This window comes from Staphylococcus sp. mip270_02, assembly GCF_054031535.1.
This window is the reverse complement of the sequence record NZ_CM132934.1, coordinates 2,637,588-2,663,287: the sequence shown is the minus strand read 5'-3', so window position 1 is coordinate 2,663,287 and position 25,700 is coordinate 2,637,588. Positions and strand designations below refer to the sequence as shown.

23 protein-coding genes are annotated in these 25,700 nt (G+C 32.4%); 16 read left to right on the top strand and 7 right to left on the bottom strand.

All coding sequences use genetic code 11. The features are described 5' to 3' along the window. Positions 1–167: 167 nt before the first annotated feature. From ACW5YJ_RS12760 to ACW5YJ_RS12750, 3 genes are all read left to right on the top strand, one after another. Complete coding sequence (locus tag ACW5YJ_RS12760; protein WP_017722552.1) at positions 168–1,517, top strand: hemolysin family protein; 1,350 nt, start codon at positions 168–170, stop codon at positions 1,515–1,517. A 329-nt stretch (positions 1,518–1,846) separates the two neighbouring features. Beyond that, the gene (locus tag ACW5YJ_RS12755) at positions 1,847–2,686 is read left to right on the top strand and encodes an aldo/keto reductase (protein ID WP_107552018.1); all 840 of its coding nucleotides are present in this window, start codon (positions 1,847–1,849) and stop codon (positions 2,684–2,686) included. 369 nt (positions 2,687–3,055) lie between these two features. After that, positions 3,056–4,117 carry a glycosyltransferase family 2 protein gene (locus tag ACW5YJ_RS12750; RefSeq protein ID WP_107551323.1) on the top strand — a complete coding sequence of 354 codons (1,062 nt, stop codon included), beginning with the start codon at positions 3,056–3,058 and terminating at the stop codon, positions 4,115–4,117. Positions 4,118–4,302: 185 nt separating this feature from the next. Here ACW5YJ_RS12750 and ACW5YJ_RS12745 read toward each other — a convergent pair whose 3' ends face one another. The 5 genes from ACW5YJ_RS12745 to queC all read right to left on the bottom strand — a co-directional run bounded on the left by ACW5YJ_RS12745 (position 4,303) and on the right by queC (position 7,262). Next, positions 4,303–4,557 carry a GlsB/YeaQ/YmgE family stress response membrane protein gene (locus ACW5YJ_RS12745; RefSeq protein ID WP_017722549.1) on the bottom strand — a complete coding sequence of 85 codons (255 nt, stop codon included), beginning with the start codon at positions 4,555–4,557 and terminating at the stop codon, positions 4,303–4,305. A 63-nt stretch (positions 4,558–4,620) separates the two neighbouring features. Next, the gene (locus ACW5YJ_RS12740; protein WP_107551322.1) at positions 4,621–5,214 is read right to left on the bottom strand and encodes a hypothetical protein; all 594 of its coding nucleotides are present in this window, start codon (positions 5,212–5,214) and stop codon (positions 4,621–4,623) included. A 236-nt stretch (positions 5,215–5,450) separates the two neighbouring features. After that, on the bottom strand, positions 5,451–6,167 hold the full coding sequence (queE, locus tag ACW5YJ_RS12735) for a 7-carboxy-7-deazaguanine synthase QueE (RefSeq protein WP_017722547.1): 717 nt from the start codon (positions 6,165–6,167) through the stop codon (positions 5,451–5,453). Continuing rightward, a complete protein-coding gene (gene queD, locus ACW5YJ_RS12730) occupies positions 6,160–6,588 on the bottom strand; it encodes a 6-carboxytetrahydropterin synthase QueD (RefSeq protein WP_017722546.1) in 429 nt (142 codons plus the stop codon). Before queD ends, queE begins: the two co-directional genes overlap by 8 nt. Positions 6,589–6,590: 2 nt before the next feature. Further along, on the bottom strand, positions 6,591–7,262 hold the full coding sequence (gene queC, locus ACW5YJ_RS12725) for a 7-cyano-7-deazaguanine synthase QueC (RefSeq protein ID WP_171914731.1): 672 nt from the start codon (positions 7,260–7,262) through the stop codon (positions 6,591–6,593). 255 nt (positions 7,263–7,517) lie between these two features. On the opposite strand from queC, the gene ACW5YJ_RS12720 reads away from it, so the two are divergent. From ACW5YJ_RS12720 to ltaS, 7 genes are all read left to right on the top strand, one after another. Continuing rightward, entirely contained in the window at positions 7,518–8,111 is a 594-nt protein-coding gene (locus ACW5YJ_RS12720; RefSeq protein WP_135092207.1) for an anthranilate synthase component II, read from the top strand. Beyond that, positions 8,095–9,237, top strand: a complete 1,143-nt coding sequence (gene pabB / locus ACW5YJ_RS12715) for an aminodeoxychorismate synthase component I (protein ID WP_153672536.1) — start codon at positions 8,095–8,097, stop codon at positions 9,235–9,237. The genes ACW5YJ_RS12720 and pabB overlap by 17 nt, the downstream gene beginning before the upstream one ends. After that, complete coding sequence (locus ACW5YJ_RS12710) at positions 9,237–9,845, top strand: aminotransferase class IV (RefSeq protein WP_171914733.1); 609 nt, start codon at positions 9,237–9,239, stop codon at positions 9,843–9,845. Before pabB ends, ACW5YJ_RS12710 begins: the two co-directional genes overlap by 1 nt. A gap of 112 nt (positions 9,846–9,957) precedes the next feature. Then, entirely contained in the window at positions 9,958–10,164 is a 207-nt protein-coding gene (locus tag ACW5YJ_RS12705; protein WP_080619636.1) for a hypothetical protein, read from the top strand. A gap of 22 nt (positions 10,165–10,186) precedes the next feature. Next, the gene (locus ACW5YJ_RS12700) at positions 10,187–10,894 is read left to right on the top strand and encodes a 5-oxoprolinase subunit B family protein (RefSeq protein WP_017722541.1); all 708 of its coding nucleotides are present in this window, start codon (positions 10,187–10,189) and stop codon (positions 10,892–10,894) included. Then, on the top strand, positions 10,882–11,886 hold the full coding sequence (locus tag ACW5YJ_RS12695) for a 5-oxoprolinase subunit C family protein (protein WP_017722540.1): 1,005 nt from the start codon (positions 10,882–10,884) through the stop codon (positions 11,884–11,886). Before ACW5YJ_RS12700 ends, ACW5YJ_RS12695 begins: the two co-directional genes overlap by 13 nt. 700 nt (positions 11,887–12,586) lie before the next feature. Continuing rightward, positions 12,587–14,527: a polyglycerol-phosphate lipoteichoic acid synthase LtaS gene (gene ltaS, locus ACW5YJ_RS12690; RefSeq protein ID WP_017722539.1), complete on the top strand. Its 1,941-nt coding sequence runs from the start codon at positions 12,587–12,589 to the stop codon at positions 14,525–14,527. Between the two features lie 259 nt (positions 14,528–14,786). Here the strand turns inward: ltaS and ACW5YJ_RS12685 are convergent, their stop codons facing one another. Next, positions 14,787–15,605, bottom strand: a complete 819-nt coding sequence (locus ACW5YJ_RS12685; protein WP_017722538.1) for a ZIP family metal transporter — start codon at positions 15,603–15,605, stop codon at positions 14,787–14,789. A 112-nt stretch (positions 15,606–15,717) separates the two neighbouring features. Between ACW5YJ_RS12685 and ACW5YJ_RS12680 the strand changes: the two genes are divergently transcribed. The 6 genes from ACW5YJ_RS12680 to ACW5YJ_RS12655 all read left to right on the top strand — a co-directional run bounded on the left by ACW5YJ_RS12680 (position 15,718) and on the right by ACW5YJ_RS12655 (position 24,363). Beyond that, positions 15,718–17,598: an ABC-F family ATP-binding cassette domain-containing protein gene (locus ACW5YJ_RS12680; RefSeq protein ID WP_017722537.1), complete on the top strand. Its 1,881-nt coding sequence runs from the start codon at positions 15,718–15,720 to the stop codon at positions 17,596–17,598. 13 nt (positions 17,599–17,611) lie between these two features. Then, on the top strand, positions 17,612–19,390 hold the full coding sequence (gene recQ / locus ACW5YJ_RS12675; RefSeq protein WP_017722536.1) for a DNA helicase RecQ: 1,779 nt from the start codon (positions 17,612–17,614) through the stop codon (positions 19,388–19,390). A gap of 454 nt (positions 19,391–19,844) precedes the next feature. Continuing rightward, the gene (locus tag ACW5YJ_RS12670) at positions 19,845–20,807 is read left to right on the top strand and encodes an ABC transporter ATP-binding protein (protein ID WP_119603943.1); all 963 of its coding nucleotides are present in this window, start codon (positions 19,845–19,847) and stop codon (positions 20,805–20,807) included. Continuing rightward, positions 20,804–22,321 (top strand): ABC transporter permease/substrate-binding protein, encoded by a 1,518-nt coding sequence (locus ACW5YJ_RS12665; protein WP_017722534.1) that lies wholly within the window; start codon positions 20,804–20,806, stop codon positions 22,319–22,321. Before ACW5YJ_RS12670 ends, ACW5YJ_RS12665 begins: the two co-directional genes overlap by 4 nt. A gap of 186 nt (positions 22,322–22,507) precedes the next feature. Then, positions 22,508–23,563, top strand: coding sequence for a histidinol-phosphate transaminase (gene hisC, locus ACW5YJ_RS12660; RefSeq protein ID WP_107551317.1), 1,056 nt, complete (start codon positions 22,508–22,510; stop codon positions 23,561–23,563). Positions 23,564–23,814: 251 nt separating this feature from the next. Then, the gene (locus tag ACW5YJ_RS12655) at positions 23,815–24,363 is read left to right on the top strand and encodes a 5' nucleotidase, NT5C type (protein ID WP_017722532.1); all 549 of its coding nucleotides are present in this window, start codon (positions 23,815–23,817) and stop codon (positions 24,361–24,363) included. Between the two features lie 171 nt (positions 24,364–24,534). Here the strand turns inward: ACW5YJ_RS12655 and ACW5YJ_RS12650 are convergent, their stop codons facing one another. Then, positions 24,535–25,497, bottom strand: coding sequence for a diacylglycerol/lipid kinase family protein (locus tag ACW5YJ_RS12650; protein ID WP_039834325.1), 963 nt, complete (start codon positions 25,495–25,497; stop codon positions 24,535–24,537). Positions 25,498–25,700: the final 203 nt, after the last annotated feature.

The window sequence follows — 25,700 nt, the reverse complement described above, 5'->3', positions numbered from 1 at the left end:
ATGTTCATTTTGTGATAAGATAAAAGAAATGCGTATTTTTAGGGAGGTGTCACAATGGGAAGGATGTAGTAAGTCAAAAAGTAATCATTAATAATATAAATACTTATGTTCGGTCACCTATTGTGACACGATATTTTGGAGGTGAATCCCTAGAAATAGGGAACTAATTGGAAACTGTGACCATAATGAATTTAGTAATATTTTTTCTTTTAATAGCATTAACAACGGTATTCGTAGGCTCGGAATTCGCTTTGGTGAAAGTCCGCAGTTCTAGAATTGATCAACTTGCATCGGAAGGTAATGGCAGTGCACGTGTAGTTAAAAAAATGATTAAAAATCTGGATTATTATTTATCTGCGTGTCAGCTCGGTATCACTGTAACATCTTTAGGATTAGGTTGGTTAGGTGAACCGACTTTTAATAAACTATTACACCCGTTATTCGAAGCGCTCCACTTGCCAGACCCGTTAACGACAACAATATCATTTATTGTCTCATTTATAATTGTAACTTATTTACATGTAGTACTCGGTGAATTAGCACCTAAAACGTTAGCAATACAACATACTGAAAAATTAGCATTGGTCTATTCAAGACCATTGTTCTATTTTGGTGTAATTATGAAGCCACTGATTTGGTTAATGAATGGTTCAGCGAGAATGATTATTCGTATGTTTGGTGTTGATCCCGATGCTAATAATGACGCAATGTCAGAAGAAGAAATAAAAATAATAATCAACAATAGCTATAATGGTGGAGAGATTAATCAGACCGAATTAGCTTACATGCAAAATATCTTTTCATTTGATGAAAGACAAGCTAAAGATATTATGGTGCCGCGTACGCAAATGATAACGATGAATGAACCATTTAACGTGGATGAATTGTTAGATACAATCAAAAAACATCAATTTACTCGTTATCCTATTACAGCTGATGGCGATAAAGACCATGTAAAAGGGTTTATTAATGTGAAAGAGTTTTTAACTGAATACGCTTCAGGTAAACAAATGAAAGTTAGTAATTATGTACATGATTTACCTATGATTTCAGAAACAACACGTATTAGCGATGCACTAGTTCGTATGCAAAGAGAACATGTCCATATTTCTCTTATCATAGATGAATATGGTGGTACAGCTGGTATATTAACAATGGAAGATATTTTAGAAGAAATTGTTGGTGAAATTCGAGATGAATTCGATGATGATGAAGTCAATGATATTGTAAAAATAACAGACAGTAGATATCAAATCAATGGTCGTGTATTATTAGATGATTTACAAGATCAATTAGATATTGAATTTGAAGATTCAGAGGACATTGATACGATTGGTGGTTGGTTACAGGCACACAATACGAATCTACAACAGAATGATTATGTTGATACTGAATATGATAGATGGGTTATTTCTGAAATTGATAACCATCAAATCATTACTGTTATTTTAGAATTAGAATATCATAAAAATAGACCAACACTAGAAGAAGAAGCCGAGGAAGAAGAAAACAACTAAAATTTACCTATTAATGTAGAGACATAACATTAATGATGAAGTGGGAGAGAAATCAATTTTAATAAAATGATTTCTCTCCTATTTTTTGTATTAATAATATAACTAAAAATGGATTAATCGAAGGTGTTTTGGTTAATTTTTGAAGTTCCGTATTTCAATAGACTTTTATTAATAGAAGAACTAAATATACAGTAAGTAATCACGTTCAAAAGGCTAACGCGTTATGCTTCGTTAAAGATTAAAGTGTGAGATAGTATATTTTTATATCTACACGTATTAAAATAAAGACATTACTTATAAAAATAAAGTAATCAGAAAGGGGATTAACAATGATAGAAGACGTATATTATTTAAATAATGGTTACCCAATGCCTAAAGTGGGCTTAGGTGTTTATAAAATTACAGAGGAAGAGATGGAACAAGCTGTGACAGCAGCATTAGAAGTTGGATACCGTGCATTTGATACAGCTTATTTCTATAAAAATGAAATTGCATTAGGTAATGCATTGAAAAAATCAGACGTACCTAGAGAAGATCTATTTATTACCTCTAAATTATGGAATGATTATCAAGGGTATGATCAAACGATTGAATTCTTTACCAAATCTATTGAAAACCTTGGCACTGATTACTTAGATCTATTCTTAATACATTGGCCATGTGAAGCGGATGGGTTGTTTATTGAGAGTTATAAAGCAATGGAGAAATTATATGAAGAGGGACGTATCCGTGCCATTGGCGTATGTAATTTTAACCAACATCATTTAGAAAAGCTCATGGAAGCAACTGAAGTTGTGCCTGCTGTGAATCAGATAGAAGTGCACCCTAATTTCAATCAACAAGCATTACAAGAATATTGTGACAGCCATGATATTGCAGTTACTGCTTGGATGCCGTTAATGAGAAATAGAGGATTGCTTGAATATGATGTTATTACAAAATTAGCTAAACGCTATAATAAAACACCAGCTCAAATTGTACTACGTTGGCATCTAGCGCATAATAGACTAGTGATTCCAAAGTCTAAGACGCCTGAACGTATTAAAGAAAATTATGATATCTTTGATTTTAATTTAGAACTTACTGATATTGCTGAAATTGATAGCTTAAATAAAGATGAGCGACAAGGCAATGATCCTGACAAGGTTCGTATAGGAACATTAAAATAACTTTGAAAGAGACTATGTGTTCAATTAATTTCTGAATAGATAGTCTCTTCTTTATTGTGGTGATGGTTTTTATTTTCAAATAATGGAAATAATTGATAGACTTAAAGTAACAATTTATAATTTTTATAAGTTTATATTTCAGTCAATATTAGCATTTTGATTAAAAATTCAATAGATGAATGATTTTGTATTTTTTTAAACAATCTTAAAATTAATTCATTTTTAAAAATCTTCGCTTAAAAGTTAAGTTTTAATATTTAGTATTAAGGCTATATAAAGATTATGTAAATCTAAATGATTTATATAGCATAATGATGGTGGGAATTGATAAAGTAAAAATTGAAGTAATTGAAATGAAGGTGTTTATATATGCAAATAAGAGTTATAGTACCTTGTTATAATGAAGGTGAAGTAATAGTAAAGACGTATGAACGATTGACTGAAATATTATCGAAAGATAGTCAGAATCATCATTATGACTATGATTTATTATTTGTAGATGACGGAAGTAAAGATAAGACCATTAATTATATTCAAGATATGGCCACGAAAGATGAACATGTTAAATTTATCTCCTTTAGTCGTAATTTTGGCAAAGAGTCAGCAATGATTGCCGGATACCAACATAGTGAAAATTGTGATGGCGTAATTATGATTGATGCAGATTTGCAACATCCACCTGAATTAATACCTCAAATGATAGAAGGTTATATGGATGGTTATGACCAAGTTATAGCCAAAAGAGATAGAACGGGTGAAAATAAATCTAGAAAATTGATGACAAAAATTTATTATAAATTAATAAATCATTTTGTAGAAGATATTAAATTAGAAGATGGCGTTGGAGATTTTAGATTGTTAAGCCAACGTGCAGTACAATCTTTGACTCAATTAGATGAATATAATAGATTTTCTAAAGGTTTATACGAATGGATAGGCTATAACACCAAAGTCTTTACCTATGAAAATGTTGAGCGTGAGGATGGGGAATCTAAATGGTCATTTAGTAAATTATTGAATTATGGTATTGACGGTCTGATTTCATTCAACAATAAACCTTTACGTGCGATGATTTATCTCGGACTAATGGTATTCTTTATTAGTTTGTTATATATCGGTTATATATCAGTAGGTATTATGATCAGAGGCGTTGAAACACCTGGTTATTTCTCTACAATTGCTGCTATATTATTACTTGGTGGCATCCAACTCATTTCAATTGGGATTGTCGGTGAATATATCGGCCGTATATATTACGAAGTGAAACAACGACCAAAATATATTGTACAGGCTTCTAATTTCAAATGTGCTGATGAAGCAAATTATAAAAATATCACGCAAGATATCAATGATGATGTAGGAAATAGTGAGCGTAGAAAATCTTCAAAAACACAAGATAAAAAGAAAAAAGAACTAATTAAAAATAGATGAATTTTAATTAACTCTTGATTAAAACAAAGTACAATGAACTTATAAAAGGAAAAGCAATAAGTAAGCGTCCGAGACATAACAATTGTCTCGGACACTTTTGTCTTGGCAGCCACAAAATCTCGAGTTGATTTCTGTGAACCGCCCCATATTAATATTAGTAAATCATTACGTTTCATTATGATTGATTATTTTTTACGTAATTTACCAAAAATGAATGAAACCACTGCAACTAAAATAATTGTACCGATTAATGCTGGGAAGATTGCGATGCCACCTAAGTGCCAACCCCAGTCACCAAAAATCCATGAACCTAATGCTGCACCTACGATACCAGCAATAATATTACCTAAAATCCCGCCTGGGATATCTTTACCGACAATGCCACCAGCTATCCAGCCGATTAAGCCGCCGACAATTAACATAAGTATAAATCCAAACATAATTTAACCTCCTTTAAGAAATTATTTAACTGTTTATTTATACCACAAAATATAATATGTTAATCATTTATGTGAAAAAAATATATTCTGCCATAATAAGAAAAATATAAATAGCAAATGAACTATAATAAAGGCGTACCAGTAAGGCGTTAATAGCATCATTATCGTAAAAGCACCGATTATACATATTTGGCCTATTAAAATTGGATGCTTGATACGTTGTAATAGCTTAAGTTGCTCTTTTTCCTTTGGTTGAAAAGTACTATAGAAAAGTAATATTGCACCAACTAGGAATATAGCAGGGGCTAAATATGGGATAGACATATAATACGAGTCGTGACTAGTACTATATGTAAGAATTAATGATGTACTCATGATAATTGTTAAAATAACTGCAATGAATTTTTGATCTGTAATTTTATAAGCAGTTATCTTACGATTTAAATAAAGTTGTAATAAAGTCCAAATAAATAATTGTGTGATTGTATAAAAAGCGATGTAATCATATTCACCGACTAAAAATAAATTAATAATACCATTGAGTGTTATTGCAATCAGTATAGAGCTAAACTTTAGTTGTTTGAAATTCTGACGATATAAATCAATGCCGAGCACAATTAATACCGTAGCTATATTTATAATTATATTAATTAGCATGCTGCTCTCCTAACCTAAATACTTCACTGCAACATTATATCAATTAAGTGAAAGTTAATCATTTAATTACATAATTTCTTCAAAGCATCATCATTCAAATGTGATTAAAAATGATGTTAAATGCATAATAAAAATAATTTTACAGTGATGACCAACTATATATTTTTGCATCACTAAAAAGCGATTCGTTATATAGACAAAGAGCATTATACAACGGATCGCATAGATTACACAATTTAAACACCTTTTTTGTTACTCCAAAGCAATGTGTGTAATTGAGGTAGAACATATACATTGTTCATATCACTACTGACCATTACGCGGTCTACTAACGTTTCATATAACGTTAATAACTTTTTAGTGTGTGATTCTACGTATTCACCATCTAAGTAAGGATTGCCTACTTGTAAGTAAAAGGGAATAGCAGGGTATCTGTGATGGATTTTTTTAGCAAATTCATAGTCTTCGTCATCGAAAATAACAACTTTTAGATTTAGTGATTCTGGTACACATTGTTCAATGACTTCATCTAATATAGGCAAGTTTGGTTTCATTTTTGAACTTGGTGGTTTGGGACTTATCGTTAAGTCATCTATTTGAGTCATCCACGGTTGGAACTTACTACCTTGCGTTTCTAAAGCACTTTGTATGTGTTTTTCATCAAATAAATCAACTAATTGTTGAATCCCTTTAATTAGGGCAGGGTTACCACCAGAAATTGTAACGTGGTTAAAAGAGTCTCCAGCAATCTCATATAAAGCATCATAAATTTCTTCAGCAGTCATCATACGAATATCTTCTTTAGCGCTACCGTCCCAAGTAAAACTAGAATCACACCAACTGCAACGATAATCACAACCGGCAGTTCGTACAAACATGGTCTTGCGGCCTATGACACGGCCTTCACCTTGAATTGTTGGACCGAAAATTTCTAATACAGGTATTTTACTCATGATTATGTTGCTCCTTTGGTCTGTATACGACATAGCTTGTCGGCGTTTCTCTTACATAGACTTGAACACATTTAGGTTGATTACTACGCTGGTTTAAAGATGTTTGAACCATTTCGTATATAGTTTGAGCTACAATTTCAGTAGAAGGGCTTTTTCCTTCGAATTGTGGTAAATCATTAAGTAAGTGGTGATCGAATTGACCGTGAACTAATTTCTTTAGCTCGCTAAAATTTACTAAAAAACCATTGTGATCTAATGAATCGCCAACAATCGTTAAATTAACAAAATAAGTATGACCATGTGTGCGCATGCATTTGCCTGCATCTTCACTTGGTATATAATGCGCTGCAGAAAAATTAAAGTCTTTATTTAGTTCGAAAGTATATGGATGTTGTACGCTTGGATAATTTTGTTGGAACATAATTAATTCTCTCCTTTTTCAGCTAAATAGGTATTTAAACCATGCGCTCTTAATTCGCAAGCAGGGCATTCTCCACACCCTTCGCCAACGATGCCGTTATAGCAAGTAAGCGTGTTGTAACGAATATAGTCTAGCGCTCCGAGTTCATCACTTAATGCCCAGGTTGCTTTTTTATCTAACCACATTAAAGGTGTATGAATTACAAAGTCTTTATCCATGGATAGTGATAACGTTACATTCATTGATTTAATAAAACTATCTCTACAATCAGGGTACCCTGAAAAATCCGTCTCGCATACACCGGTAATGATATTTTTAGTGTTTGTCTGGTATGCTAAGGCACCAGCAAAAGATAAGAATAGTAAATTTCTTGCAGGAACAAATGTATTAGGGATACCATCTTCTCCTACTTCGATATCCATATCGTGTTGCGTAAGAGCATTAGGTGTTAGTTGTGAAAGTAAAGACATATCTAAGATGTGATGTTTAACATGTTGTTCTTCTGCAATACGTTTTGCTACTTCAATTTCTGTATCGTGTCTTTGGCCGTATGCGAATGTAACTAGTTCTACACTTTCAAAATATTTTTTAGCCCAAAATAAACAAGTCGTACTATCTTGTCCTCCGCTAAATACTACGATAGCTTTGTCATTGTTTAAAGATTGTTGCGTCATATTGCTTGCACTCCTTCATATTGTCAAACTAGCTGTTATAACTCATGGTGTGACGGCATAAAAAAACGTCCATCTCTATAAAAAAGACAGACGAAAATCATGTGTCTAGTTTTTTATAGAGGGTATCAGCTAGGAACCTCTTTGTATTCATTTATAACGTGATTTAGAATAATATATTTAAACTGTAAAATCAAGTTAATATTTGTGATAATAAGTATAACAGAATAACGAAGATATTTAAAAAGAGGCGACGAAATGATACTAATTATAGATAATAAAGATTCGTTCACTTATAACATCGTAGATTATATTAAGCAAAGTTATCGAGGGCAAGTTAAGGTTATTGATGTAGAAACGGTGACAAATGAACGAATTCGTTTACATCAACCTGATGCAATTATAATTTCACCGGGGCCAGGTTCTCCTGAGGACTATCCTATATTAAATGAAGTAATTCAAACATTTTCTACAGAGGCGCCCATATTAGGCGTTTGTTTAGGGTTTCAACAAATTGTGACTTATTTCGGTGGAAATATAATAAAAAGTGATAAACCTATTCATGGTCATACAACACGCATAACACATAAAGGTATAGGTATCTTTGATGGTTTGCCTGAATCATTCGATGTGATGCGTTATCACTCTTTAAAAGCGGAGCGATCATCCTTTCCAGAAACATTAACTGTTACAGCTACAAATAATGAAGACATTATAATGGCTTTGGAACATAAATTATTACCTATTTATGGAGTACAATATCACCCTGAATCCATATTAAGTGAATATGGTCTTAAACAGATTCAAATATTTATAGATATAGTGGAGGTCTACCATGCAAATACACTTTAATTACCGTTACATAACTGATGAAACAACGCATGAAACGCATCGTTATTTATTCACTCAATGTATTGCTAAAAAAGTTGCATATACAATAGAAGAAGTCGGTGATGTCGTGTGCTTTGCAGAAAGATATCAAAATGATGGCTATTACGCAGCCTTATATTTACCTTATGAAGCGGCAACTTACTTCAATAAAGACATGGCAACGGTGTCGACTGAAGAAGACTATGTATACGCGGCAGTATATGTTTTTGAGAATATATCAGAAACTGAAAATGACGTTGAGGATACAATATATCAACAACAATGTAGCTTCCAATTTCAATTAAATAGAGCTGAGCTTATCAAACATATTCGGACAATTCAATCAGCTATTGTGGAGGGAAACACATATCAAGTAAATTATACAACGAGATTAGTAGATTCAATTCATCATTCTATAGCGACTTTATATTATCATCTTTTAAATGATAATCACGGATTTTATTCTGCGCTTATTGAAACAGATGAGCTACAAGTTGCTTCATTATCACCAGAATTATTCTTCCAACGAGGTCCATTTAAAGCTAATGAAGATATATTATTAAGTAAACCCATGAAAGGTACGATGCCAAGAGGTAGTAATGAAAAAGAAGATAGGCAAAATCTAAACACTTTAAGTCACTCAAGCAAAGATAGAGCAGAAAATGTAATGATTGTAGATTTACTACGTAATGACATGAGTCGAATTGCAAAAACCGGCAGTGTTAATGTATATAAACCGTTTCATATAGAACCATATCAAACAGTATTTCAAATGACGTCAACGATTACTGCCACTTTACATAAAGATACAGACTTAAATCAGATACTAAGTGCACTATTCCCTTGCGGTTCAATTACAGGAGCCCCAAAACTTAATACGATGAGCTATATAAAAGAATTAGAACAAACACCACGAAATATATACTGCGGTGCGATTGGCTTATTACTTCCAAATGGTAAATCAATCTTTAATGTGCCGATTCGAACAATACAATACTTAAATAACCAAGCCATTTATGGAGTCGGTGCAGGTATTACAATTGACTCTATACCTGAGCAGGAAGTTCAAGAATTTATAGACAAAACAAAGATATTGGAGCGATTATAATGCAACTTTTTGAAACGATGAGGTTAGAGTCAGGTTTATTTCCAAGAATTTCTTATCATAAAAAAAGAATGAAAAACGCTTCTGAACAATTAGGGTTTTTGTTTGATGAGTCTACTTGGTCAGAGCTTATAATATCAATTAGCGAGCAATATGCAACGGGTGTTTATCGAATAAAAATTTTGTTGAATAAAGATGGAACAATGCATTACGTTGCAGCGCCTTTGCCAGAAAAGTCAACATTTACAGCAAAGCTGTTACCCTTATCAGCTGATGTGAATAACCAAGTCATAGTTCACAAGACGACACAAAGAGAACATTTAGAGCATAATCATCAAACTGATATCGTTCTATTATATAATGAAGAAGGTAAAGTATTAGAATTTGATATAGGGAATATAATGATAAGAGAAGGTGGCTATTACTATACACCGTTTTATAATGAAGATTTTTTGTGTGGCTGTATGCGTCAAGAATTATTAGACAAAGGTGAGTTAATAGAAAAAGATTATGATATACATGAATTAAAAGATAAAATAAGTAGTAATATGATACAGATTTTTCTAATAAATAGTTTGCGAGAGGTTGCCGAGGTAGAAATTTATCTATAGAATATAGAAAGTATAATCATGGCGTCATTGATAGCGCATACGCAATTTAAAATAATCAAATTTTATAAACAAAATAGTAAAGACAAAATTTATAAACAGTGAGTGAGGAAAAATGATGATATTGGTTTGGGCATTTACAATTATTATAATTTCTATGCTTACCAAATGGGGCGTAAATCAATTGTTGAAACGACAAAGTGTTTATTTAACACGCTTCGTCATTACAGTATCTTGCATATTTCAATTTATATTTGTCTATTTCCTAGTAAAAGAACTCGTACATTATTTGATACAAGTATTTGATGTATTTTATCGTTAGTAACAATTTATGAGGTGAAACTATGAAGATATATAGTCAAGGAGACCAAGCAATAGTGGTTTCTATAGAAAAAGAAGTCTCTAAAGATTTGACTGAAGATCTGTTAGCTTTGAAAAAATATTTAGCAGACAAACAGTATCCTTTTATAACAGAAATTGTACCTACAGAATCAGACATGATGATTTGTTATGATGCAAGGGACATGATTAAGCATCATCATATTCAATCTCCATTTTTATATATGAAAGCGTTAATGCAAACGGTACAAATGGAAATTAAGCATGACGAAGAAACAGTTGAACCTATTGAAATTCCAGTCGTGTATGGTGGGAAATGTGGACCTGATTTAGATGCTCTACTGACTTACTATAAAATGGATTTCGAAAAATTTGTGAAATTACATACGGAACAAAATTATTTTGTGTCAATGATGGGCTATACACCAGGATTTCCTTATTTAACTGGCATGAATAAGCGTTTATTTGTAAATCATACAGGTGGGAAAAAGACATTTATTCCTGCGGGTTCTGTAATTATTGAAGGTAAAAAGACAGGAATCACTACAACTGATACATATGGTGATTGGTTAGTCATAGGGTATACACCTGTTCGATTGTTTAATCCGGAATTAGAAGATTTCACAAAATTAAAATTAGGAGACAATGTTAAATTTTGTGCGATTCAAGAGGAAGCGCTGGATTTAGGAGGGTTTCAACCATGTCAATCATAATAGAAGGTGAAGGGCTATTTTCAAGTTTCCAAGATTTTGGTCGTAAAGGGTATGAGCACGATGGTGTTATCCCTGGGGGTGCTTTAGATCCTCTATCTCATGAAATAGCAAATAGACTTGTAGCTAATGATAAGAATGAAGCTACTTTAGAAATGACAAATCGAATGGCGAGTTTTCGTTTTACTGAACCGACGCTTATTGCATTGAGTGGAGGGAATTTTAAAGCTAAAACTGAACACATGAAAGTGCTACCCAATAAGTTATATTTGATGGAAAAAGGTGATGTACTTGTGTTTACTGAAACGAATCGTACATCCAGAGTTTACTTGGCAGTAGGCGGAGGATTTGAACTTAGTGAATGGCTAGGGTCAACTTCAACGGACTTTAAGTCGAAAATTGGTGGCTTCCAAGGTCGTAACCTACAAAAAGGTGACGAAGTTAACATGAAACGAAATTACACTGAGCGTCATCATAAATTATTTGAAAACTTAAAAGAAACACATCAAACAGATTGGGGTATCGATGGTTACGCGCTATCTTTCAATTATATGTCCGATGTTTTTCATGTGATAAAGAATAAAGGAACAGAAGATTTTAAACCTAAAATATTGAATCGATTTACTTCTGGAGAATATAAAGTGACAAGTAAAGCAAATAGAGTTGGCATGTATTTAGAAGGAGAACCTGTAAAAGCATTTTACGAAGACATGCCAGAACATCAATCAGTACAAATTGGTACGATACAAGTAAAACGAGATGGCACACCAATTATTTTATTAAATGATCATTATACTTTAGGCAGCTACCCACAAATTGGTACGATTGCAAGTTATCATTTAACAAAACTAGGACAAAAACATCAAGGAACTAAATTGAAATTTCAATTTATAGATGTGGAAAGTGCGGAGAAGAATTTAATTAAATATACAAACTGGTTGAATCAGTTATTTCACGGCATTGAATATAGAATGCAATTAGAGATGTTGAAATAGCGACTATATAAATAATTAAAAGCAGTAACGCCAAAAATAAGCCTAGGTTTTGGGTTACTGCTTTTTATATTTTATTCCTTTGAATTTTTGGGATGATTTCAAAAATATATAATGACATAGAAGTTAGAGAGTGTATCAGCAAAATTGCTAATACGACCATAGTCCGATTAATATACTATCCAATAAAGGTATAATTAAAAAACATATAAATACTTAATAGTAAGTTAATGACCGTTTAACAAGGCGTTAATAAAGCTTTTGTTTGATACCAAATTACATAAAAAAGTGTCTTTTTACTTGATATTTAGCTATGATTGCTTTATATTTATTAATTGAACTATGTGCGTTTTATTACGAGCATATTACAAAAAGATAAAAATTGTAAATATAATTTTAACTTATGGTTATGAGTAATAGTGATTGGAATAACTATAGTTAACTATCAATGATTCATAATAATAGATATCAAATAAAACTTAAAAACTGAAACATATGAATGCTTGTAACAGTGTACTTTAAATTAATGATTAAAGGTGACACTAAAGCATAATTCTAAAACAATTTGCCCAAGCCAATAACGACTTTCGTTTATTAGAGATACTAACATCGCTAATAAGTGTTTAAGATAGTAACTTTGCCACTTTTTATAAGGTTAGGTAAGCGTTCTAGCCTATATTAATTTATATCGGGGGATAAGAACATGAGTATACACAAAAAGAAATTAACTCTTTTTGGGTTTTTTATTTTAACGGTGCTAACAGTCACCTTAAAAACATATTTTTCATATTATGTTGATTTTTCTTTAGGCGTTAAAGGATTAGTTCAAAACCTAATCTTGTTAATGAATCCATACAGTTTAATTGCATTAGTATTGAGTATTTTCTTGTTTTTCAAGGGTAAGAAAGCTTTTTGGTTCATCTTTATTGGTGGCTTTTTATTAACTTTCTTATTATACGCAAACGTTGTATACTTCAGATTCTTTTCTGACTTCTTAACATTTAGTACATTAAACCAGGTTGGAAATGTTGAATCGATGGGTGGCGCTGTAACAGCTTCATTCAAATGGTATGATTTCGTTTACTTTATAGATACTATTGTGTATCTGTTTGTTTTAATTTTTAAACAAAAATGGTTTGATAAGCGTGTATTTAGCAAAAAGTTTGTGCCAGTAGTAATGGCTGCGTCAGTTGCATTATTCTTTTTAAACTTGGCATTTGCTGAATCAGATCGCCCAGAATTATTAACACGTACATTTGACCATAAATATTTAGTTAAATATTTAGGCCCATATAATTTTACTGTATATGACGGTGTTAAAACAGTTCAAAATAATCAACAAAAAGCGTTGGCTAATGAAGATGATTTAACTAAAGTATTGAATTATACGAAACAAAAGCGAACTGAACCAAATAAAGAATATTTCGGTGCCGCTAAAAAGAAAAATGTTATTAAAATTCATTTAGAAAGCTTCCAAACTTTCTTAATAAATAAAAAAGTAAATGGTGAAGAAGTTACACCATTCTTAAATAAACTCTCGTCTGGTAATGAAGGATACAGATATTATCCAAACTTCTATCATCAGACAGGACAAGGTAAAACTTCGGATTCAGAGTTTACTATGGATAACAGCTTGTTTGGTTTACCACAAGGTTCAGCTTATTCATTGAAAGGTGATAACACTTACCAATCACTACCTGCTATACTAGATCAACAGCAAGGTTATACATCTAGTGTTATGCATGGTGACTACAAAACATTCTGGAACCGTGATCAAGTTTACAAACACTTTGGCGTAGATAAATTTTACGACGCAACTTATTACGATATGTCTGAAGAAAATCTTGAAAATTTAGGTCTTAAAGATAAAGAGTTCTTTAAAGAATCTGCAGATTATTTAGCAAAAGAAAAAGAGCCATTCTATAGTCATTTAATTACGTTAACTAACCACTACCCATTCACTGTGAAACCAGAAGATGCATCAATCGATAAACCAAACACAGGCGATTCAACAGTAGATGGTTATGTACAAACAGCAAGATACCTTGATGAATCATTAGAAGAGTTTGTCAATGAACTTAAGAAAAAAGGTTTATATGATGATTCAGTAATAATGATTTACGGTGACCACTATGGTATTTCTGAAAACCATAATAAAGCCATGGAAAAATTATTAGGTGAAGAAATTACACCTGCTAAATTTAATGACTTAAACCGTACAGGTTTCTGGTTGAAGATTCCAGGTAAAGAAGGTACTGTAGATAAAACTTATGCAGGACAAGCTGATGTAATGCCTACATTATTACACTTAATGGGTATCGATACGAAGAACTATTTAATGATGGGTACAGATTTATTATCTAAAGATCACAATGATACAGTACCGTTTAGAAATGGTGACTTTGTAACGAAAGACTATAAATATGTTAATGGTAGAATTTATGATAATAAGAATAATGAACCTATGACAGAAAAGCCTAAAGACTTCGATAAGCGTAAACAACAATCTGAGAAAGACTTACAAATGAGTGACGATGTCCTCAACGGCGATTTATTGAGATTCTATGATAATCCTGATTTCGATAAAGTTAAGCCTTCAGATTATGAATATAAATCAGGTCCAAAAGGACAAGAGAAAAAATAAATAAAAATACCGACGATTCTAATTTAGAGTCGTCGGTATTTTTATTTATTATAGATGCCTATTGGGGACAGTTTGTTTTAATATAATCATAAAATAGAGGCGTTGACCATATCTTGTATATTGCTTAAAGTATCAATTTGATAAATGTTTGACTAAACGTAAGAAACAGTCCGGGACATTAATATACGTCTCGGACTGTTAAATCATGTCGTCTTGTTTAATGTTGAAATTTAAAATACATCAATCGCATAGTTTGTCCTTATCCAAGTGCAACATCTAAAATCATCATAATAGTGAAACCTAGCATGAGACTCATTGTTGCAAGGTCAGTATTATTACTAGCTTGGGAATCAGGAATAAGTTCTTCAACAACTACAAATATCATCGCTCCTGCAGCAAATGCTAGGGCATAGGGTAACATTGGAGTAACAACTAATACAGCGGCTGCGCCAATTGTAGCAAATATAGGCTCAACGATAGCAGACGCTTGCCCATAGTTAAATGCTTTCCATCTAGAAGCGCCAGCTGCTCTTATTGGCATAGACAAGGCTGCTCCTTCAGGAATGTTTTGAATACCGATTCCTATAGCTAAACCAAGGGCTCCTAAAAATGTAGCTTGCCCATTGCCAGCTACGATACCACCAAAAGCAACACCAATAGATAAACCTTCGGGTATATTGTGTAGCGTTATAGCTAAAACGAGTAACGTATTCTTATTGAGTTTTTTTGTGCCTACACCTTCTTGGTATTGGTTTGTGTCTTGGGTGTTTGGGTGTATATGAGGAATAACTAAATCTAGTGCACGAATAAATACTCCGCCCAATAGAAAACCGATAGCAGCTGGTAACCAAGGTAATGATGTACCTTCGCCATAATTAATAGCTGGTTGTAAGAGTGACCAAAAGCTAGCTGCAATCATTATACCTGCAGCGAAACCTTGCATTGAATTTAGAATCTTATCATTTACTCTCTTGAAAATAAAAACAGCTGCAGCTCCTAATGCAGTAAGTAGCCATGTAATAATACCTGCTATTAATGCTTGGATATAAGGAGGCAAGTTTTGGAAAAATTCCGACATAAGCATTGCTCCTTTGTATCATTTGAGTTAAAAAAGGTGTATAATATGTAGAACTGAAATTAAGTTTAACAGAAATAATTATAATTTTCGATATTAAAAAGGATGTTGGGCAATGGAAGCATATAAAATTGAACATTTACATAAATCATATGCCGATAAAACCATTTTTGATAATTTGCAGTTGTCAATTTCTGAAGGTGAGAAAATAGGACTTGTAGGTATAAATGGTACGGGTAAAAGTACACTATTGAAAGTGATCGCTGGATTGGATGAAGACTTTGAGGCAGAAGTATCACATCCTAATGCTTATCGCATCCGATATTCTTCTCAAAAACATGATTTTGATCAAAATATGACGGTGTTTGAAGCTGTATTAACTTCAGAAACTGAAACGATTAAGGTTATAAGAACTTATGAAAATGCTTTGGCGCAATATACAGCGACCCAAAGTGATGAAGATTTTCAGAAAATGATGCAAGCACAAGAAGCAATGGATAATTACCAAGCATGGGATTATAGTGCTGAAATTAAAACGATTCTTTCTAAATTAGGTATCTATGACATAAACAAAGAAGTGAGTGAACTTTCAGGAGGTCAACAAAAACGTGTTGGTTTAGCTAAAACACTTATTGAACAACCTGATTTATTACTATTAGATGAGCCAACAAACCATTTAGATTTTGAATCAATCAATTGGCTAATTAACTATGTGAAACAATATCCGCATACAGTATTATTTATCACACATGATCGTTATTTCCTAAATGAAGTATCCTCTCGTATTATTGAATTAGATAGAGGCAAGCTTACTACCTATGTAGGAAATTACGAAGATTATATAGCTCAACGAGCAGAAAATGAAATTATAGAGCAAAAACAACAAGCGAAACAGCAATCCTTATATAAGAAGGAACTTGAATGGATGCGTGCTGGTGTTAAGGCACGTACGACTAAGCAACAAGCTCGTAAAAATAGATTTAATGACTTGGAACAAGATGTGAAAAATCAACACCAACAAGAGAAAGCATCTTTAAACCTTGCTTATTCTAGATTAGGAAAACAAGTTTTCGAATTAGATGGCTTAACAAAACGTATTAACAAAAAAACTTTATTTGAAGATATAACTCAAATTATCCAAAGTGGGCAACAAATTGGTATTGTTGGTCCTAATGGTGCAGGTAAAACAACGTTACTGAATATCCTAAATGGGGAAGATAAAGAGTTTGAAGGTGACCTTAAAATCGGACAAACGGTAAAAGTCGCTTACTTCAAACAAACTGAAGAACGGTTAGATCGTGATATAAGAATGATAGATTATCTGAGAGAAGAAAGTGAAGTTGCTAAAGAAAAAGATGGTACATCGGTATCTATAACTCAATTACTAGAAAGGTTCTTATTTCCAAGTGCAACTCATGGTAAAAAGATTTATAAATTATCAGGTGGAGAGCAAAAAAGATTATACCTTTTAAGGTTATTGGTACACCAACCGAATGTTCTTCTGCTAGATGAGCCAACAAATGATTTAGATACAGAAACACTTACAATTCTTGAAGATTATATTGAAACGTTTGGTGGCGCCGTCATCACAGTTAGTCACGATAGATATTTCTTAAATAAAGTAGCACAAGAGTATTGGTATATTCATGATGGACAGATGGAGCGCATCATAGGTACGTTTGAAGATTATGAAGCTTATAAAAAGGAACAACATCAGTTAAACGAGCAAAAGAGTCAACAGACTAAAGTTAAACAGCAACCTGACAAGAAAAAAAGAAGAGGTTTATCTTTTAAAGAAAAACAAGAGTATGAAATGATTATTGAACGTATTGATACAACTGAAGAACGATTAGAAACTATAGAAAAAGAGATGATTGAGGCAACCTCTGATTATGCCAAGATTAAAGAACTAAGCGAAGAACAACGAAGATTAAATGCGTTGTATGAAGAAGACATTGCAAGATGGAGCGAACTTGAAGAACAAAAAGAACAATGAGGGATTTTATAACATGGAGTCAACTTTATCGCATTATTTTGGCTACGACACATACCGTCCTGGCCAAAAAGAAATCATATCAAAAGTATTAAATCATCAAAATGTGCTCGGCGTTTTACCTACCGGTGGGGGGAAATCAATTTGTTATCAAGTACCAGGATTAATGTTGGGTGGCACAACAATTGTTATCAGCCCATTAATCTCATTGATGAAAGACCAAGTTGATCAATTAAAGGCCATGGGTATTCGTGCAGCATATTTAAATAGCAGTTTAACGCAAAAACAGCAAAAAGAAATTGAAACGCAATTAAGAAATGGTGAAATTCAATTCTTATATGTTGCACCAGAACGTTTCGATAATGCTTATTTTATTAGCTTATTACAACAACTATCAATTCATTTAGTTGCTTTTGACGAAGCCCACTGTATTTCTAAATGGGGTCATGACTTTAGACCAAGTTATCAAGATGTAATCCACAAAGTATTTGCATTACCACAAGACTTTACGATTGTTGCACTAACTGCCACAGCAACTATTGAAGTACAAAAAGACATAATGGAACGTTTGAATATAGGAAAAAATGATGAGGTAAAAACGAGTACAAAAAGACGAAATCTTGTGTTTCAAGTCAATCCTACTTATCAACGTCAAAAATTTGTAATGGAATATGTGAAACAACATAAAAAGGCAGCTGGTATTATCTACTGCTCTACACGTAAACAAGTTGAAGAATTACATGAAGCTTTAAAGAGCAATGATATTAACAGTACGATTTATCACGCTGGATTAACAAACAAAGAACGTGAAGCAGCACAAAATGATTTTGTGTATGATCGCGTACGTGTTGTTGTCGCAACTAACGCTTTTGGTATGGGTATAGATAAATCCAATGTGAGATTTGTTATACATTATAATATGCCGGGTGATTTAGAATCATATTATCAAGAAGCAGGACGTGCGGGTCGTGATGGCTTGAACAGTGACTGTATCTTATTATTTAGTGAACGAGACATTGGATTACACCAATATTTTATTTCATCGTCAAAAGCCGATGATGACTACAAAGATAAAATGGGTGAGAAACTAACGAAAATGATTCTCTATACAAAAACGAAAAAATGTTTAGAGGCGACTTTAGTTCATTACTTTGAACCGAATGAAAAACTTGAAGAATGTGAACAATGTAGTAATTGCATCATTGAGAATAAGACTTATAATATGACAGATGAAGCGAAAATGATTGTAAGTTGTATTGCTCGTATGAAGCAAAAAGAGAGCTATAGTGTCATTATACAGGTGTTGAGAGGTGAAGATTCTGATTATATTCGTTATTGTGATTATAACGAATTATCAACACATGGAATTATGAAAAGTTATACAACTTCAGAACTTAGCCATTTGATAGATGAATTGAGATTTAAAGGATTTTTAAATGAACACGATGAGATTTTAACGTGTGATCAATCTGTGAAGAATTTGCTCGGTGGACAAGTTGAAATATTTACAACGCCATTCAAACGTAAAACAAGAGAAAAAGTAAATATAAATACGGTAGAAGGTGTGGACCGTGCGTTATTTGACGAATTAATTGGTGTCCGTAAAGAATTAAGTGAGAGCTTAAGTATTCCACCGGTTAGTATTTTCTCAGATTTTACACTAGAAGAATTTGCTAAAAGAAAACCAGAAACAAAACAAGAAATGATTTTAATTGAAGGTGTAGGTAGTTATAAATTAAAACATTATTGCCCGATGTTTTTGGAAAAAATTCAATCTTATAAATCTAAAATTTAATAGAATTAAACAACTGATATGGACAAAACCAGCAATAGAACGAGTCACTTATATGCTAATAAGCTAATCACGATAGTATGTATACTAAAAATATGATTTACAAATCTCTTTTTCAAGTGATTTCTTAAGTATTTAAGTTTATAGCTATCTTATTATTTAGAAAATAGATAGCTTTCCGTCTGCTGATTATCATAAGTGAATAACAAGTAAACTAAAGTTATCAAGCGAAGTTAATTTGACAATAATTAATATACTATGCAGAATATTGAGTCATAGATATAATTTTATTTCGAATTAACTTCGTTTTTTTAATGATTAGAATGATGACCTGTAAGTTAAATACTATGAACAAATTAATTGAATTATACATGAAAGCAATAAAAATAGGGAATATGTCATTTGATTGAAAATCTAATTTTTTGTTAAATGAATATATGATAATGAAGGTGACAAAGTGATAGAATTTAAGAATGTAGTTAAACGCTACGGTGATAAAGTAGCTGTAGATGATATTAGTTTTAATATTAAAGAAGGGGAATTTTTTGTTTTAATCGGGCCGTCAGGTTGCGGTAAGACGACTACGTTAAAAATGATAAATCGATTAATTTCTCTTTCTGAAGGTTATATTTATTTTAAAGATAAACCGATAAGTGATTATCCAATATATGAAATGCGTTGGGACATTGGCTACGTTTTACAACAAATTGCATTATTCCCACATATGACAATTAAAGAGAATATTGCGCAAGTGCCACAAATGAAAAAGTGGAAAGATGAGGATATAGACCAACGTATTGATGAATTAATGGATATGGTAGGACTAGAACCTGAAATATACAAAAATCGTAAACCGGATGAACTCTCTGGTGGACAACAGCAACGTGTAGGGGTTATTCGTGCACTGGCAGCTGATCCACCAGTCATTTTAATGGATGAGCCATATAGTGCCCTAGACCCAATTAGCCGTGAAAAATTACAAGATGACTTAATAGAGCTACAACAAAAAATAAAAAAAACAATTATATTTGTAACTCATGATATTCAAGAAGCAATGAAGATGGGCGACCGTATATGCTTGTTGAATAAAGGTCATATTGAACAAATAGATACACCAGAAGGCTTTGTCACAAATCCTAAAAATGACTTTGTTAAACAATTTATGGGTGATAAATTAAACCGATCAGTTAATGAGTTAAAACTTTCCGAAATAATAGATCAGTTATCTATAAAAGAAGGAGAGACAAAAGAAAGTTATCCAATCGTTGAAAGCAATTTATATGTTAAAGACGTATATACAGATTTGATAGACAACGAAGCCGTTATTATTAATGATTCAGCTACCTCAACACAACGCGTGTTGAAACGACAAGATATTTTTCAAATTTTGTCAGAGCGTAAAGGAGGTCATAATGAATGAATACCTTCATTAATACACTTATAGAGCGTAGAGGACAATTAATAACAACCATATTTGAACATATACAATTATCTTTTATAGCACTTTTGATTGCAGCACTAATTGGTGTGCCGTTAGGTATATTTTTAACAAAAACACGTAAACTTTCTGAAATTGTTATGAATATCGCGGCGATACTTCAAACAATACCTTCATTAGCATTGTTAGGGCTAATGATACCGTTGTTCGGTATTGGTAAAGTTCCGGCGGTTATAGCATTAGTTGTATATGCGCTATTACCAATTTTAAGAAATACATATACTGGTATTAATGAAGTAGATGCATCCTTAGTAGAAGCGGCAAAAGGTATCGGTATGAAACCGGGTAGAAGATTGACTAAAGTAGAATTACCAATTGCTATGCCAGTCATTATGGCAGGTATTCGTACGGCAATGGTATTAATTATTGGTACAGCAACATTAGCTGCGCTTATTGGTGCTGGCGGTTTAGGTGATTTAATTTTATTAGGAATTGATAGAAATGATTCATCACTTATTTTAATTGGTGCCATCCCAGCGGCATTATTAGCTATTTTATTCGATTTAGTGTTACGTTTTATGCAAAAGCTATCATATAAAAAACTTTTGGTGTCACTCAGCGCGATTGTTATTATTTTATTGTTAGTAATTATTGCACCATTGTTAGCTCAAAAAGGTGACAAAATTGTTTTAGCTGGGAAATTAGGTTCAGAGCCATCTGTAATAACTAATATGTATAAAATATTAATTGAGGAAGATACGGACAATACAGTAGAGGTTAAAGATGGTATGGGTAAAACTTCATTTCTTTTTAATGCGCTAAAATCTGATGATATTGATGGCTATTTAGAATTCACTGGCACTGTATTAGGTGAATTAACTAAAGAAGATTTAAAATCTAAGCAAGAATCAAAAGTATATAATCAAGCGAAATCTAGTTTGGAAGATAAATATGATATGACGATGTTGAAACCTATGAAATACAATAATACGTATGCATTAGCAGTGAAAAAAGATTTTGCTGAAAAACATAACATCAAAACAATTGGAGATTTGAATAAGGTGAGCGATGAGATTAAACCAGGCTTTACATTGGAATTTAATGATCGTGGAGATGGTTATCCAGCTGTTAAAAAAGCCTACGACCTAGATGTAGGTGATGTGAAAACAATGGAACCAAAACTACGTTATCAAGCGATAGAGAATGGAGATATTAATCTGATTGATGCTTACTCAACGGATGCTGAATTAAAACAATATGATATGGTTGTGTTGGAAGATGATAAGCATGTGTTCCCTCCTTATCAAGGAGCACCTATGTTTAAAACATCTTATCTAAAAGAACACCCTGAAATTAAAAAACCACTAAATCGCTTAGCTGGGAAAATTTCAGACGAAGATATGCAGGCTATGAATTATGATGTAACAGTGAAAAAGAAAGACCCCTATAATGTTGCAAAAAATTATTTAGAGGCACATAATTTAATCGATAAATAAATATTAATAAGATAATATGAGGCTAATAATTTAGTATGAAATATAATACTAAATTATTTGGTCTCATATTTTTTTCCTTATAAATAATGGAGACTATAATGATACATTGATTTTAGCCTGTTATAAGGTTTATAATAGTTACTAAGTTTTGAAATTTCTGTAAATTTAAGGAGGACCGAAGCAACTATGAAGAAACAAATTGAACAATTATCAGCTTACGAACCAGGACTATCGCCTCGAGCGTTAAAAGAACAATACGGAATTGAAGGTGAGTTATATAAATTAGCTTCTAATGAGAATTTATATGGTCCAACACCAAAAGTTAATGAGGCAATTCAAGCACATTTAGATGAGCTACAATTTTACCCTGAGACGGGTTCTCCATTATTAAAAGAAGCAATAAGCAAACATTTAAACGTAGACGCATCACGTATATTATTCGGCGCTGGTTTAGATGAAGTTATCTTAATGATTTCACGTGCAGTACTGACTGCTGGAGATAAAATTGTGACAAGTGAAATGACATTTGGACAATATTATCATAATGCGATTGTAGAATCTGCAAACGTAACACAAGTGCCACTCCAAGAGGGTCATTTTGATTTAGAAGGTATTTTGTCGGAAATTGATGAAGATACTAAGTTAGTTTGGCTATGTAATCCAAACAATCCAACCGGAACTTATTTTTCACATGATGAATTACAGCGCTTTTTAGAACGTGTACCGAGTGATATACCGGTTATTATTGATGAAGCATATGTTGAATTTGTAACTGCCGATGATTTTCCAAATACGTTAGCATTACAACAACAATTTGCAAATGCCTTTTTATTACGTACATTTTCAAAAGCATATGGTTTAGCGGGTATGCGTATTGGATATGTTGTAGCCGCTAAAGAAGCTATTGAAAAGTACAACATCATACGTCCACCATTTAATGTTGGCCGTCTATCAGAATATGCTGCCTTAGCTGCATTAAAAGATCAAGACTATTTAGCTTCTATACGTGATCGCAATGCTCAAGAGAGAGCAAAGTTCTTTGAATTATCTCAAAGTGATGCGTTTTATCCTAGTCAAACGAATTTTATTTATGTTCAAACAGATAAACCACACGATTTGTATGAAGCATTGTTAAATGTAGGATGTATTACAAGAGAGTTTCCTAAAGGTGTGCGTATCACAATTGGATTCCCAGAGCAAAATGCAAAAATGATAGAAGTACTTAAAGAGTTTAACTTCTAAAAATAATTCTTAATGAACGTTCAACGATACAAAGTTTAGCATTTGATTAATATAAGTAGTGTGTTTATTATATGGCTATCCTATTGGCCTAGTAAATTACTTGAAAGTGATAATATTAATGCTATGTTCAATTTTGGTTTAGTTGAACGTGTTTTGCTATAATTGAGGTATATAGGGATAGATTTGTTACGTGTTATATAGTATGTTACAAATTAAAGTATATTAAGTAGGAAAAGGGAGTAGAGTAGTACATGACTAGAAAATCAATAGCGATTGATATGGATGAGGTACTTGCGGATACAGTGGGTGCATTAATTGAAGATGTAAATAAGCGTACAGACTTAGGTATTTCTATAGATATGTTAGATGGTATTAAATTAAGACATGCAATGCCTGAACATGATGGCTTACTGACTGAAATTTTACGCGAACCTGGATTTTTCAAAAAATTAGAAGTGATGGCTGATGCACAAGAAGTTGTGAAGAAGTTAACTGAACATTATGATGTATTTATCGCGACTGCTGCAATGGATGTACCGACGTCGTTTCATGATAAATATAATTGGTTAAGAGAGTATTTCCCGTTTTTAGATCCTCAACATTTTGTGTTTTGCGGTCGAAAAGATATTGTTAACGCAGATTATTTAATTGATGATAATCCAAGACAGTTAAGTATCTTTACTGGAACACCAATTATGTACACAGCAACACATAATATCAATGATGATAGATTTGCACGCGTTAATAATTGGAAAGATGTAGAGCAATATTTTTTAGGTGATAGTGAATACAAAATTTAAATACTTTTTTTAGCAGTGAAGAGGGGGAATCTTGTTGCCTTCTTTGCTGCTTTTATTTATGGATTTATTGAGCTCGGTTCAAGCATTAAAAATAAGATTTTATTAATGACATCATAGTCAATAATAAAATCTTATTTACATATGCTATTAGGTTGTAAATCAGTATTTGTACTAATCTTCGTCTGTTTGTTGTGTATCTATATTTGAGTCTGGTAGAGTTAGTATATTAATTGCACTAGGCACAATTTCAATGTTAAGTGGCGTGTTTAAGGCAATTTCTCCATCTATATCTATTTTCATTTGTGGATTAGCTTCAATAGTTATTTCTTTAGCTAGGATGTGTTTAATACCATCCGTCATGTTATTCCAATTCATACTATCGCGTTGTTTAAATATATCAGCTATTACACTTGAACTGTGCTCCTCAAAAATGAATATATTTAAATAGCCGTCACTAGGTGAGAGGTCTGTTAACGGAATACGACTACCGCCTATAAATGGACCATTTGCTACAACAATCATTGCTGTATTGCCATTGATTTCTTTTCCATCTACGGTCATTTTGTAATCAAAGTGCTCTGGGTTGAGTAATGTTTTAACAGTAGAACCGACATAGCTCAGTTTCCCGAAAACGTCTTTATTCCCATTTTGCACATTTTCTGCATTTTGAACTATAAGACCTAATCCGGCGAAGTTAAGTGCGTATTGATCATTTATTTTCATTACATCATAGGGGCGCAATTCTGAATTGATTAATTGCTGGCTTGCCGATTTATGACGTGGATTAAAGTTTAATGTCTTTACGAAATCATTAAAGGTACCGCCAGGAATAATACCAATAGGGATATCTAATTCACTTTGCATCAGTCCATTAATAAGTTCATTTACTGTGCCATCTCCACCAAGAATGAAAATAATATCAACATCATCACTATAGCTTTGGTTTTTTATTTTTTTACAGAAAGTGATGATATCACCTTCATTTTCACTTAGTTGGATTGATAAATGTTTACAAAATGTTGTTAAAGAAGAGGCCACATCCCCTAAACCTCTGTAAATATCTTTTATACCTGAGTGTTCATGATAAAATAACACACCGTGTTTGTATTTTGTTTTAGTCAATCTATTCACCATATTTCTTTTGATTTTGCGTTCTATTTTATTATGTACCCAATTTTCTTATGAAATAAAGACATAATATTTAGAGACTAAATTATAGACTTTAATCATCTAGTAAGCAAATAGAAAGTCATATTCATAAATATAAGCTAGTAGTGAGATGACGTATTATGTGCTTTTTATGAACATATAATAAGATATTCTAAAGTTAATGCGTA